The sequence below is a fragment of the Flavobacterium sp. GW821-FHT12A05 genome, assembly GCF_058807735.1.
In genome coordinates, this window is record NZ_JBXAQY010000003.1 from 703,838 (window position 1) to 717,796 (window position 13,959).

General features: G+C 34.5%; 12 protein-coding genes. 9 read left to right on the forward strand and 3 right to left on the reverse strand.

Annotated elements, in window-relative coordinates; genetic code table 11:
- The first annotated feature begins 222 nt into the window (after positions 1 to 222).
- The 6 genes from AC1RRQ_RS09435 to AC1RRQ_RS09460 are packed head-to-tail and all read left to right on the forward strand — an operon-like array spanning position 223 to position 7,187.
- Positions 223 to 981: an MlaE family ABC transporter permease gene (locus AC1RRQ_RS09435; protein WP_493022770.1), complete on the forward strand. Its 759-nt coding sequence runs from the start codon at positions 223 to 225 to the stop codon at positions 979 to 981.
- Between the two features lies 1 nt (position 982).
- Positions 983 to 1,762: an ABC transporter ATP-binding protein gene (locus AC1RRQ_RS09440; protein ID WP_493022771.1), complete on the forward strand. Its 780-nt coding sequence runs from the start codon at positions 983 to 985 to the stop codon at positions 1,760 to 1,762.
- Between the two features lie 26 nt (positions 1,763 to 1,788).
- The gene (locus AC1RRQ_RS09445; protein ID WP_493022772.1) at positions 1,789 to 2,655 is read left to right on the forward strand and encodes an MlaD family protein; all 867 of its coding nucleotides are present in this window, start codon (positions 1,789 to 1,791) and stop codon (positions 2,653 to 2,655) included.
- Between the two features lie 14 nt (positions 2,656 to 2,669).
- Positions 2,670 to 5,489: an AsmA family protein gene (locus tag AC1RRQ_RS09450; RefSeq protein ID WP_493022773.1), complete on the forward strand. Its 2,820-nt coding sequence runs from the start codon at positions 2,670 to 2,672 to the stop codon at positions 5,487 to 5,489.
- A 10-nt stretch (positions 5,490 to 5,499) separates the two neighbouring features.
- Positions 5,500 to 5,991, forward strand: a complete 492-nt coding sequence (locus tag AC1RRQ_RS09455) for a low affinity iron permease family protein (protein WP_493022774.1) — start codon at positions 5,500 to 5,502, stop codon at positions 5,989 to 5,991.
- On the forward strand, positions 5,988 to 7,187 hold the full coding sequence (locus AC1RRQ_RS09460; protein ID WP_493022775.1) for an NAD(P)/FAD-dependent oxidoreductase: 1,200 nt from the start codon (positions 5,988 to 5,990) through the stop codon (positions 7,185 to 7,187). The genes AC1RRQ_RS09455 and AC1RRQ_RS09460 overlap by 4 nt, the downstream gene beginning before the upstream one ends.
- Before the next feature lie 193 nt (positions 7,188 to 7,380).
- Here AC1RRQ_RS09460 and AC1RRQ_RS09465 read toward each other — a convergent pair whose 3' ends face one another.
- Both AC1RRQ_RS09465 and AC1RRQ_RS09470 read right to left on the reverse strand, forming a co-directional pair.
- Complete coding sequence (locus tag AC1RRQ_RS09465; RefSeq protein WP_493022776.1) at positions 7,381 to 8,331, reverse strand: bifunctional helix-turn-helix transcriptional regulator/GNAT family N-acetyltransferase; 951 nt, start codon at positions 8,329 to 8,331, stop codon at positions 7,381 to 7,383.
- A 298-nt stretch (positions 8,332 to 8,629) separates the two neighbouring features.
- Positions 8,630 to 9,652, reverse strand: coding sequence for a helix-turn-helix domain-containing protein (locus AC1RRQ_RS09470; protein ID WP_493022777.1), 1,023 nt, complete (start codon positions 9,650 to 9,652; stop codon positions 8,630 to 8,632).
- 184 nt (positions 9,653 to 9,836) lie between these two features.
- On the opposite strand from AC1RRQ_RS09470, the gene AC1RRQ_RS09475 reads away from it, so the two are divergent.
- Both AC1RRQ_RS09475 and AC1RRQ_RS09480 read left to right on the forward strand, forming a co-directional pair.
- Entirely contained in the window at positions 9,837 to 10,319 is a 483-nt protein-coding gene (locus tag AC1RRQ_RS09475) for a DNA-deoxyinosine glycosylase (protein ID WP_493022778.1), read from the forward strand.
- A 300-nt stretch (positions 10,320 to 10,619) separates the two neighbouring features.
- Entirely contained in the window at positions 10,620 to 11,054 is a 435-nt protein-coding gene (locus AC1RRQ_RS09480) for a DUF6526 family protein (RefSeq protein ID WP_493022779.1), read from the forward strand.
- 171 nt (positions 11,055 to 11,225) lie between these two features.
- On the opposite strand, the gene AC1RRQ_RS09485 is transcribed toward AC1RRQ_RS09480, so the two are convergent.
- Positions 11,226 to 12,398, reverse strand: coding sequence for a hypothetical protein (locus tag AC1RRQ_RS09485; RefSeq protein WP_493022780.1), 1,173 nt, complete (start codon positions 12,396 to 12,398; stop codon positions 11,226 to 11,228).
- A 347-nt stretch (positions 12,399 to 12,745) separates the two neighbouring features.
- Here AC1RRQ_RS09485 and AC1RRQ_RS09490 point away from each other — a divergent pair, with 347 nt between their 5' ends.
- On the forward strand, positions 12,746 to 13,660 hold the full coding sequence (locus AC1RRQ_RS09490) for a hypothetical protein (protein ID WP_493022781.1): 915 nt from the start codon (positions 12,746 to 12,748) through the stop codon (positions 13,658 to 13,660).
- The last annotated feature ends 299 nt before the right edge of the window (positions 13,661 to 13,959 follow it).

Sequence of the window (13,959 nt, forward strand, 5' to 3'; positions counted from 1 at the left end):
CCGGAAAATCCCTTTCTTAATGAAAGGGATTTTTTGTTGGTACAAACCGCAACGCCAATTTGTTGTGAATATTGTGAGTTAATGAAAATTATATAAGGCTCAAAAAAAGTTGTGTAATTTTTTTTAACAAGTATAGAGGTAACTTTCATCTATAATTTAAAAAGCGGTAAAAACTGTTAAATAATTGATTTTCAAATTACACCTAACTTAAAACTAAACATTTTGATTCTCATCTTAAAAAATACATTCGCACAAATTGGAGATGCAGCCTTGTTTGCCAAAAGGTTTTTTAAGGAGGTTTTTATTCCTCCTTATGAGGCAAAAGAGTTTTTGAAACAATGTTACATCATCGGATACAAATCATTGCCTTTAGTTGCCATTACCGGTTTTATTATGGGCTTGGTGCTTACGCTGCAGTCAAGACCTACTCTGGTCAAATTTGGAGCCGAAAGCTGGCTTCCGGGTATGGTGGCACTTTCTTTAATTAGAGAAATCGCTCCGGTTATTACAGCTTTAATCTGTGCCGGAAAAATTTCGTCAGGAATTGGTGCCGAACTAGGTTCTATGAAAGTAACAGAGCAAATCGATGCCATGGAAGTTTCGGCCATTAATCCGTACAATTATTTAGTAGTAACCAGAATATTAGCCTGTACCTTAATGGTGCCCATATTAGTATTTTTTGCCGATGCCATTGGTATTGTAGGTGGTTATGTGGGTATAAACATTCACGGTGATGTGAATTTCTACCGCTATTTAACCCAAATTGTCCAGTCATTGGAATTTTTAGATCTCATTCCGGCCACGATTAAAACCTTCTTCTTTGGATTTTTCATTGGGATGATTGGATGTTATAAAGGTTTTAATGCCGCAAACGGAACCGAAAGTGTAGGACGCGCTGCCAACTCTGCCGTAGTTACAGCCTCTTTAAGCATATTTATTATTGATATGGTAGCCGTACAAATAACCGATTTATTTTTTTAAGATGATAAAGGAAGAAAAAAATACCGAACCAAAATCAAAAGATAAAAAACAAGCTCCTATGATTGAGATTAAGGATCTGCATAAAACTTTTGGCAAAGACAACACCATTCTAAAAGGCGTAAACCTTACGGTGAATAAAGGGGAAGATTTGGTGATTTTAGGCCGTTCCGGTTCTGGAAAATCGGTAACCATAAAATGTATTGTGGGATTAATCGAGCCAGACAAAGGAGAAATAAATGTTTTTGGGCAAAACCTGCTGGAAATGTCCAAAAAGGAGTTAAACGAGGTTAGAGTAAAAATTGGGTTTCTGTTTCAAAGCGGCGCCTTATACGACTCAATGTCGGTTAGAGAAAATCTCGCTTTTACATTACGAGCGCACAAAAGAGAATTAACCGAAGAAGAAGTCGAAAATGAAGTCGTAGAAGCCCTTGAAAGTGTTGGTCTTGGTGATGCAATCGATAAAATGCCGGCCGAATTATCAGGCGGAATGAGAAAGAGAATTGGTTTAGCCAGAACGCTGATTTTAAAACCGGAAATTATTTTATACGACGAACCAACAACAGGATTAGATACGATTACTTCGAGAGAAATAAGCGAATTAATTCTGGATATCAAACACAAACAAAAAACCTCATCGATCATTATTACGCACGACATGGCCTGCGCTAAAATGACAGCTGACAGAATTATGGTTCTAAAAGACGGTGTTATTCATGCCGAAGGAACTTACCAAGAATTAGAAAAAGACGAAGACGAATGGGTACGCTCATTTTTTGAATAAAAAAGCAAAATAAAATACTAGAAATCATGGAGAAGCAATCTGGATATACTTGGAAATTAGGAATGTTTGTAACAGTGGGGCTGCTGCTTTTTATAATAGCCATTTATTTTATTGGAAAACAAAAAAACCTATTTGGTTCAACGTTTCACATTACATCACAATTTAAAACAGTAAGCGGTTTAGAAGTAGGAAATAATGTCCGTTTTTCTGGTATTAACATTGGTACAGTCGAAGAAATCAGATTAATAAACGATTCTTCGGTAGTGGTTTCGATGGTTATAAAAGATGAAGTACGTGAATTCATAAAAACAGATGCCCGTGCCAGCATTGGTTCTGACGGATTAATGGGCGATAAAGTCCTAACTATTACTCCGGGCGTAAAATCGACAAAAGTCATTGAAGACAATGGCGCCATCGCTTCTATCAACGGAATCGAAATGAATGATATCATGAAAAGTGTTAAGAAAAGCGTTGACAATGTGGGGGTTATTTCCGAAGAACTGGCCATTTTCAGCCACAGCATGAACAACGGAAACGGTGCTTTGGCAAGATTAGTAAGAGACGATAAAATGGCAAACAGCGTTTCGAATACGCTTTCTAATCTGGAAACCGGAACAAAAGGTTTCAGCGAAAATATGGAAGCGGCAAAAAGTAATTTCCTGTTTAGAGGTTACTTCAAGAAAAAAGAGAAAGAAAAAGAAAAACAGAGAGAAGAACAAAAAGAGAAAAAAGAAGAAAGACAGGAAAAAGCGAAAGAAGAAAAGGAAGCCAAAGAAGCCAAGGCTAAAGAGGAAAAAGAAAATCAGGAAAAAGCTAAGGAAGCAAAAAAAGAAGAGAAAAAAGAAGAAAAGCAAAAGCAGGAAGATGCCAAGAAAGAGCCTGAGAAGAAATAATTAAACTCGACGCCATGAAAACTTCGTATAAAAATATAAGCCTTAAAATACTCAAATGGACGGGAATCGTAATAGCAGGAATTCTGCTATTACTTTTTTTGATTCCACTTCTATTTCCCGGAAAAGTGGCCGCAGAAGTTAAAAAAATTGCAAACGAACGTTTAGACACAAAATTGGATTTTTCGAAGTCCAAACTTTCGTTTTTCACACATTTTCCTTCGTTGACTGTTTCGCTTGACGATTTATCGATGACGGGTTCTAAACCATTTGGAAACGATACGTTATTAAAAGCAGATCAGGTGGCGTTTGGAATAAATTTAAAAAGACTGATTTTTGACAGCGAAGTTAAAATCAATAAATTATACGTTTCTAATGCCTTGATAAATGTAATGGTCAATGAAAAAGGACAAGCCAATTACAACATTTATATCGCACCCGAAGACAGAAAAAAGGAAAAAGAAGATCCAAATGCGCCCGAAGAAGGCACAGCAATAAAATTAGAACGAATTGATTTAGAAAACTGTCATGTAAAATACAACGACCGTTCGGCTAAAATTTTAATTGATGCCAAAGGTTTTAATTATGTTGGAAAAGGAAATCTAAGCGATGATATTTTCGATTTAAATACCGATGCTAAGATTGATACGCTGGATTTCTATTATAACAGAACTGCTTATCTTAGAAAAAAAGCCGTACAAGCCGATTTAATTACCCGAATCAATACTCACGCACTTTCGTTTATTCTTCAAAAAAATGAATTGAAGATCAATAAACTTCCTTTGACTTTTACCGGTTTATTTACCATTTTAAAAGAGGGTTATAAAATTAACATCAAAGCGGCTTCACAAAATACAACCGTAAAAGATTTACTTTCTGTAATGCCGCCGGAATATTTAACCTGGCTGGACGAAACTGAAATTTCGGGAAAAAGTGATTTGGTGCTTTCTTTTAAAGGAAATTACAACGTTTCGAAAAAACAGAAACCCAATTTGGCTTTCAATCTAAAAGTAAAAGACGGCGCAGTTAATTATCAAAATGCACCTGTTCCGTTAACCGATTTCCAAATGGATTTGAATGCGATCCTGCCTTCACTCGATACAGAACAATTATTGGTAAACCTTAGAACCCTGCGATTTAAAGTGGGCGAAAAAGATTATTTCAACGCTTATTTACACAGTAAAGGGTTAACTGAAATGAATATTGATGCCAGTATAAAAGGCGCTTTAGATCTTGCTGTTGTCGATGCTGCAATTGGTCTTGAAAAAATTGATTTAAAGGGAATTTTAAAAACCAACATTCAGGCAAAAGGACTTTTCAGTACATCAAAAAAACTATTTCCTAAAACAATTGGCGGTATTTCGCTTAGAAACGGATCATTGAAAACAGATTACTATCCTAATCCAATTACGGATATTACTTTTGTTGCCAATGTGTTAAACAAAGCCGGAACATATCAGGATTTAATCGTGGCCGTTTCACCTGCTTCTTTTGTTTTTGAAGGAAATCCGATGTATGTAAATATGGCTTTATCCGATTTTAGTGATCTGGCTTATAATGCCAAAATTAAAGGAGAACTAAACGTTGGCCGCATCTATCAGGTATTTTCGCAAAAAGGCCTTGATGTAACGGGGTACGCAAAAGCTGATTTATCTCTTAAAGGAAAACAAATTTACGCCACAACCGGACAATACAGTAAACTCGATAATCGAGGTACGATTCTGCTGAAAAACATCAAAGCAACATCAGAATTATTTCCGAAATCCTTTTTCATCAAACAAGGAAATTTCCGTTTTCAAAATGAGAAAATGTGGTTTGACAAATTCTATGCTTCTTACGGAAAATCTGATTTTGACATTAACGGATATCTTTTAAATACCATTAATTATTTCCTGGAATCGCACGGAACTTTGAGCGGTGACTTCAACATGAAATCGAAACTGATTAATGTAGATGAATTTATGGCGCTTGAAAAAGGCGAAAATAAAGATCGAAAACTCGAAGTAGAATATGCAAAAGAAGATCATCCAAAAATGAGCGGTGTTGTTATGGTTCCAAAAAACTTAAATGTTTCGCTTACCGCAAATGCAGATAAAGTAGAATATAACGGATTGAACCTTAATAAACTTTCCGGAAAAGCAGGTATTACAAAAGGTAATTTCTATTTAGAAAATACAACTTTAAATATCATCGATTGTATTCTTGGAATTAATGCAACATACAAAGACGAATCGCCTACCTCTGCTCATTTTGATGCCCATTTCACAGCAAAAGATTTCAGCGTACAGCGTGCTTACAAAGAAATTCCGATGTTTCATGATATGGTTACAGCTGCCGAAAAAGCACAAGGAATTATTTCTGTAGATTATAAAATTAAAGGTGATTTAAACGGAAATATGGGGCCAATTTATGAATCGCTTCAAGGAGACGGAACCATTAATCTTCGTGATGTAAAAATTAAAGGTTTAAAATTATTTGAAAGCGTTAGTTCTCAAACTGGACAAAAAGGCTTAGACGATCCAAAAATGGAAGGAATCGAAATCAAGTCGAATATCGATCATAATTTAATTCATATCGAGCCTTTTACGTTTAGTGTAGCGAGTTTTAAACCAACTATTAAAGGAACAACCAGTTTTGACGGCCTTTTAGATTTGCGTATGCGTTTAGGATTACCGCCGGGCGGTATTATTGGTTTTCCAATTGTAATTACCGGAACGCACGAAGCACCTAAAATTAAAATATTCAGTAAAACAGGCCAAAAAATTATGGGCGCTGTTTACGATGAAAAGCACAACAAAGTCATTAAAAAAGAAAAAGTAAGCAAAAAGAAATCCTAATTAAAATGCAATGAAAAAGAAAAAACAAAATGGAGGAAGTGCATTTGAAAAATTTGCTTCGAAAGTTTCAAAAGCGGCAGGAAGCACCACGGCCTTTATAGGCGCTTTTGTAATTGTTGTGGCATGGGCCATTTCAGGACCTATTTTCGATTATTCCGAAACCTGGCAGCTGGTCATCAATACCGGAACAACTATTATTACTTTTTTAATGGTTTTTCTAATACAGAAAGCACAAAATAAAGATTCGCTGGCCATTCAATTAAAACTAAACGAGTTAGTAGCTTCAAACGAACGCTCCAGTAATAGTCTGGTTGATATTGAAAATATGACCGAAGAAGAAATGATTATCATTCAAAAATATTACCATCATTTGGGCGAACTCGCTAAAAAAGACGAAAGCATAAGAACTTCTCACTCGATTGCCGAAGCGCATTCGCAACATGAGTTTAAAGATAAAAACAGAACCAAGCATCGTGCTGCACGAAATACAGATAAAAAATGAAATTACGTTCAACAGAAACTTTCTGGCCCTTAAAAAATGCCATGAACACCAGTTATCCTTCAATTGATTCCGATATTAAAACCGAAATTTTAATTGTTGGAGGAGGCATAACAGGTGCTTTAATGGCTTATAAATTAATTACTCAGGGAAAAAAAATAGTATTAGTAGACCGACGTGACGTCTGCAACGGAAGTACGGCCGCAAGTACGGCTTTACTGCAATATGAAATTGATGTGCCGCTGCATGAATTAATCAAGCTTCGGGGCGAAAAATGCGCAGTAGACAGTTATAGAAACGGGAAAAAAGCCATTTTCGATCTGCGAAATATAATTGATACAATAGAAAGCGACTGCGGATTTGAATTTAAAAAGAGTATCTATTTTACTTCATATAAAAAAGATATTCCGTTTTTAAAGAATGAATTTAAAGCCCGAAAACAACATGATTTTGATGTTACCTGGCTCAACAAATACGAACTGGAAAAAATGGGATTAAATGCTATTGCCGCAATCGAATCGAAAACAGCTGCTGTAATGGATCCGTTTAAACTTGCCAGCGACTTATTGTACTATTGCTATCAAAATGGGATGAAGATTTTTGACAGAACAAATATTACTTCCATTCAGACTCAAAAAGGAAAATGTGTTGCCCATACCGAAAACAAATGCACCATAACCGCAGATCATGTCATTCATTGCAGCGGTTACGAAAGCACTGAAACGGTAGAAGAAAAAATAGTCGATTTAAAAAGTACGTATGCACTCGCATCTGAAAGTGTACCAGAATTGCCGGCGATTTTAAGAAACGCCGTGATTTGGGATACTTCTTCGCCCTATTATTATTACCGCGCTACTGCCGACAACCGAATTATTATGGGTGGCGGCGATGAAGAATTTAGAGATGCTAAAAAACGTGATAAATTAATTCCGAAAAAAGAAGCTTCTTTAATGAGACAATTTAGAAGACGATTTCCTGATGTAAACTTCAAACTGGATTATTCCTGGGCGGGAACTTTTGGTGAAACTAAAGACGGACTTCCCTATTTCGGAAAACCAAACCCAAAGAAAAATGAACACTACGTTCTGGGTTTCGGCGGTAACGGAATCACCTTCAGCGTAATCGGTATGAATTCAATCGTAGATTCTTTAAACAATAAAAAAAATCTGGATTTAGAGTATTATAGGTTTGGGCGTTGATTTAGGTGCAAAGGTTCAAAGGTTCAGAGGTTCAGAGGTTCAGAGGGACAAAGTTTTTAAGCCTTTGTTGCTTTGCAACTCTGCACCTTTGCAACTCTCCTAAAAAAACCTTTGTCGCTTTGAACCTCTGAACCTTTGAACCTCCCCTAAAAAACCTTTGTCGCTTTGAACCTCTGAACCTTTGCACCTCTCCCTAAAGAACTAACTCCATCTGGATATTACATCTTTTATAAGGTGTTTCCAGACCAAATACTTTCTCGAAACCTAACTTATAATACAAGTTTATCGCTGGTTTTAAGATGGTGTTGCTTTCAAGGTATATCTTTTTTGCTCCGAGTTCTTTTGCTTTTGCTGCGATTGCCTGACCTAATAACCAGCCTATGTTTTTGCCTTGCGCTTTTGGAGAAACCGCCATTTTTGCCATTTCATAATCGTAATCAGGATTGTTCATTTTTATAAGCGCGCAAACTCCAACCGGTTCATCATGATATAAAGCTACCAGAATTTTTCCGCCTTTTTTCAGAATATATTCTTCCGGATTATCCAAAGCTTTATAATCTGCTTCTTCCATTTCAAAATAAGTTGAAATCCATTCCTTATTCAACGCCCTAAAAGCTTCATGGTATTGAGGCGTATATTCTACTATTTTAACGTCTTTGCTTTCGCGGCGTTTTTTTTCATCGCTTACACGTTTAAACATCGATTTTTGCTGCAATAAAAATTCCCATTCCTCAAGCGCAGCCCAAAGATTGTGTTTCGACTCCGCAATTAAAGCCTCAATGGCTACATCAATATCTTTTAATTGCTGCTGAATATTCTTGGCCAGCAAAAGTCCTTTCTCGGTTAAAACCACATTATTTTTTCGTTTATCGTCCGTTTTTAAACTCTCCTGAACCAATTCTGCACCCATCATTTCCTGAATAATTTTACTCACAGAAGGCTGAGAATGTCCAATTTCATTCGCTATTTCGGTAATAGTCAACTCTCTTTCTTCGGTCAGAATATAAAACACCGGAAACCACTTCGGAACAAAATCTGCCCCATACAATTCATAAATCTTCGAAGCATCATCTGTAATAACTGCCGTCATTAAACGCAAACGGCTTCCTAATGCCGCTTTGCCTACTTTGTCAAAAAAATCCATATTATAATTAATTATATAACTAGTTATGCAAATGTATAAAAAAATCTTTTTGGAAAAGATTTTTTTAGGGGCAAAGTTACAAAGGGACATAGGTGCAAAGGTTTTTTCTCTTTGTTTTCTATTTTTTACAAAAAAATAAGATTCTAAATCCCTTTAAATTTAAGCTTTTACTTAAAATCTAACAGACTTAGAACCTTATTATTTTGGAATATATGTTGCTTATAGCTAACGACATTAATTTTTTAGAGATACAAATAAAAACCTTTGTACCTATGTCCCTCTGAACCTTTGCACCTTCCTAGGCCGTAATAGCCAACGGATTCAAATTAAACTTATACTCTTTTGGGCTGCAGTTAAATTTTTCTTTAAAGATTTTAGAGAAATAACTTCTGCTGGTAAAGCCAATGCAGTATACGATTTCGGAAATATTTAGGTCAGAAGTTCTAATTAAGATTTCGGCTTTTAGAACGCGCATGTGTGTGATATAATCGTTTACCGTTCTGTTGTGGATCATTTTAAAACCTTCCTGAAGTTTGTTTGGAGAAAGACCTGATTTTTTACTCAAAGATTTGATGGTAAAAGGCTCTTCGGGATTGGCTTTTATAACTTCCGAAAGTTCTTTTATTTCTTCCATTTCTCTTAAATTCAAACAGTTTGTTTCTTTTACAAATGAATTTAAGTCGTCTGTATGTTGTTGGATTTCCATTGCCAGAATAATTCTCAAAATTCCTTCTTTCAATAAATTCCTAACAATTCCAGTTTGTGTTATGGCATTTAACTGTTCTATTTTTTCTCCAATTTTCAAGTTATAAGAACCCGCATAAAAAAATTCTTCTTCCTGCTTTTCCTGAAAAAAGGTTTCTCTTACCATTTGATTCAAAGAACTTGCATGGCTTGGTTCCAATTGTGTTCCTACAATTATTAAAGTGAATTTTGTTTTTTTATCTTTTTCAAAAAACAAAACATTATCCTGATTTAGCTTTGAAGTAACAATCGCAGTCTGGAACGTTTTAAGTTTTCGTTCTTCGCCTGAAAGTCCAAAACTATGCGAAAGATTTCCTTTAGAGCAGTATGCAAAATATATAGGAGATGATATTCCATTGATCACATTCAATTTAAAATCGGCTGAAAAAGTCATATCAAACTGAACGTATGAAATATTATCATTAAAAGACGCACCGCTGATCGATCCTTTTGCAAAACCGTTATTTACTTCTAGTGTATACTCATCAACGTCAAAAGTTACTTTTCCGCCGAAGTTTGTATTCAACTCTTCAAATATGTTTTGAATTTTCTCTGTATGTATAGTAACTATTTTCATCTTGTTTCGATTTAAATTCTGTAATTTTAAATGAGATTTTTAAACCAATGTTATTCCGTTTAAAAATCAAATTCAAAGTTCGCTCAATCGTAAACCAAAATTGTTATATAATTTTCTGCAATTGTTTTATAATTACTTATCAATGATAATTTTAACTCAAACAAACTATTTCTTAATTCAATAAATGAAAAGCTATTCTTTTTCTCCTATAAGTTCTCCAGATTCTAACATATTGATTTTAGGCACTATGCCCGGAACCAAATCTTTAGAGTTAAATCAATATTATGGACACAACCAGAACAACTTCTGGAAATTTATGTTTACCATTTTCAATGAAAATCCTTCAGCCGATTATGAAACTAAAAAAGCGCTTTTGCTAAAAAATAAAATTGCACTTTGGGATGTATTGCAATATTGCGACCGCGTAGGAAGTTTAGACAGCGCGATAAAAAACGAAATCGCCAATGATTTTGAAACATTTTTAAAACAGCATCCAAAAATAAAGACCATATTATTTAACGGACAAAAAGCTGCAGCATTCTTCAAAAAATACGTTCATTTAAAAAATACTTATACTCTTATTACACTTCCATCAACAAGTCCGGCAAACGCCAGCAAATCGTTTCAATCCAAACTAGATGAATGGAAGATTATTGGTTCATTATAAATATAAATTCGTGACAAAAAAAATCTAAATATTGAAATAATGTAACTTTTGAACTTTAAAATATAACACGAAATTTCGCATCATGCTATAATTTTACAATCAAGAAATCAAAGCCAGGATGATACGGATTGATGATGACGGAAGGCTTTTTTTAAATTACAGATATTACTAAGACAAACTGTGACAAGTTTAGATTATAAAGAGAACATTGGTTATGTTAGTTTATTTTTGAGAAAAAAGCTATTCTAGATTTCTAGGGTAGCTTTGTTTTTTTTATACACATTTTCAAATCACCTAATTATGAAAATTCAAACTTATTACAATCATATTCGATTTTACATACCGCACCATTTCGTGTATTATCCGGTTTTAACGGTGTTTTTGGCCTTTAGTATTTACTTTGCTTGTACGACAAGCGATTATCTTATCTGGTCGTTTATAAGCGTTGTTTTTGTGTTTCTGTTTTGTCTTGCTTTTATGCTCAGACAGCATTATGCGCTTACTTTACAAAACCGAATTGTGCGCCTCGAACTTCGTTATCGTTATTTCACCTTAACCGGAAAACGTCTGGAAGAGTTTGAACACAAACTAACCGACGATCAGATATTTGCCCTGCGATTTGCTCCAGACGATGAAATCTTGCCTCTTTTAGAAGATGCCTTAAAAAACAACCTAACGGGAGACGCCATCAAAAAAGGAATCGTACACTGGAGAGCAGATTATAATAGAGTTTAGAATTGCTGATTTTAGATTGTAGATTTTAGATTTTAGATTGTCACTCTGAGCGAAGTCGAAGAGCTTTCCTGCAAGGTTTCCAAAACCTTGTAGGTATAACTCGCAAAACAATAAAATAATATAGAAACCTACAAGGTTTTGGAAACCTTGCAGGAGTGTACAAGCTATTACTTAAGCTTTCTGTTTCTTTTTATTAAACACTACATAAAACAGAAACAAAACGATCCAAACCGAAAATATGACCGCAAAAAATATCGGTAATATTGTGGGATGCAGGTAGTTTGGAGTGTAAAAATAACGCTCTAAAGTCTGGAATTTTTCATGAAGAGCTTTGTGATCAAAATTACTATCTAGTCCGCCAAATAACCTGTCGGGATTTTCTACATAATAGAAAATTTCAGGTACAATTATCTTTGGTTTTACGTAGCTTTCAATATTATATTTTTTAAACAAAGTATCCAATTTCGCAAACTGATATTCAAGCGAATCCTGTTTGTATTTATACAATAATTTATAGCGTTTTACGGCGGCCTGATATTGCTGTTTTTTAACCGAATCGTTATGAATTGGCATGTATAAAGACTTATTCTGCAAGAAAATACAAATGTCTTTATCATATTCAGGACTTACTTCCTGACCTTTAAAAACAACCTGCGTACTGTCGCCAACAATTATTTTTTTGATGATTCTATCTTTCAGAATATTTTTATCAAGTCCCACAAAATCCAGAATCGAATCAGTCTTTCCGGAAACTTTATTGTAGGTTTCTGTTAAAACCTTCAAAGTATCAATACTATAATAAGTCGTTTCAGTATTAAACTGATCGTGGTAAATTAAAACCTGCTTTTCCTCTTTAATAACCGGATACGGTTTTGGATATAAAATATTCTCGTAATTGAACAGTTTTTCAGAATGATACGAGCTTGAACCGTATAAAAACGGATTTAGAACATTCAGCAGCGTTTTATCTTCATTATAACTTTCCTGCGATAATTCTCCTCTAAGTTTGGCATTTTGACCGAAACTAAAACTAACAAAAAACGTAAAAGTAAAAAAGGAAATAAGCAGTAATAAAAATCCAATTGGTACTATTTTACCAAAAGAATAATGTTGTCTTGCATGGTTTTTTAGTAAAAAAATCAAAAAGAAAAACAGGAACAAACCACTCACAAAAAAATGCGAAATCGAAACATCATCATAAAACTTAAACCTGTAAAACTCCGAATAAATATCAATATTCTTAATTCCTTCAAACGTAAAATAACCGTATAAAAAATAAGCCAGATGTATTACGGCCAAAATAATAAAAGACTTAACGAAGTATTGTTTTAAATTTTTGTTCATATCAAAGGGTTTATATTCAAATATAGGAAATGACATCGGCAATAGCAAAAATCAATTCTAAAACTTAAATTTCAACGATCCAAATTAATATTATAATCTGGGCGTGCCACCATCCTGATAAGAGGGCTAATTTACTTTGCGCTTATGTGCCCTCTTATCAGAATGCTGTCGGGCTATACACGCTGCTTCGGCAGCCAGTTCCTATCCCTCACGCGGTCACATTTTCAAAACAAAACCCATATACATCTGAATATCAAAATAATAAAACACGATAAATTAAAATTGAATGATTTTTTTTGTTAACTTTAATTGTTAAAATTTCATTAATAAACCTAAACATCAATCTCATGAAAAAATTAGTTTATTTTTTGATAATTCCCCTTTCCTTTCTTTCAGCAAATGCCCAAACTACTGCCGAAATAACCGAAGAAAATACCTTACTTAATGCGCAGTATAATTCAGATAAACTTCAGAATTATAGTGACGATGACCTGCCTTGGCACGGAAGAAGATTCAAAGTCACAGCTGGTGCCTTTTTTCCTGTAAACAATACCGAAGTTGAAGTAAACGGAACAAATGGCAGAATTGGAACTGATATTGATTTTGAACGTGATTTAGGTTTTAATACCAATACTGCTTCCTTTTTTGGCACTTTTGAATGGCGTGCTTCGCGAAGATCCCGCTTTAATCTGGAGTATTTTTATTTAAAAAGAAATGCTTCAAAAACACTTCAAAAAGAAATTGAATTTAAAGATCATACTTATCCAATCGATGCAAGGGTTTCGTCTTTTTTAGACAACCAAATGATTCGGTTTGCTTATGGATATGCCATTATCTCTAAACCAAAATACGAATTGGGTTTATTGATTGGTGCCCACGTAATGCTTGCCGATGTAGGTATAAGACTAGAAGCTAACACCCAGGAATTACAATATCACGACGCGGTAAACTTCACCGCTCCTTTACCTGATATTGGAATTTGGGGAGAATTTGTTTTGGGCAAAAAAGTGGGTTTATATGCCAACATAAATTACTTTGCCCTTACCATAGACGATATCGACGGCCGAATCATCAGCTATAATTTATCGGTTTTGTATAATGTTTACAAAGATTTCAGTTTAACAGCGGGTTACACAGGACTAAATTTCAGACTAGATGTTACCAGACCCAAAATCGATGGTTTCTTTAAATGGGGTTACAACGGCCCAACGATTGCCGCAACCTACAGCTTTGGAAATCATGTTAAGTTTTATAAACACTAGGATTAATTGTGAATTATTAATGGTGAATTGATAATTTATAATTGATAATTGTGGATTGATAATTGATAATTGATAATTGATAATTGTGGATTGTGAATTTATTGAAATGGATAAATTCTAAACTTAGAAATCTCCTTGGTAATTTAACCGCAATCCCGATAGCTATCGGGAGCTAAGGTTTATTATAAAGGATTTTATAAAAACGCAAAGTTCGGAAAGCTTAATCTACATAAAGCTTTGCGAACTTTGTGTTTTCTATGCGCAATCAATATAATATTCTTTGTGTGCTTTGCGGTTAA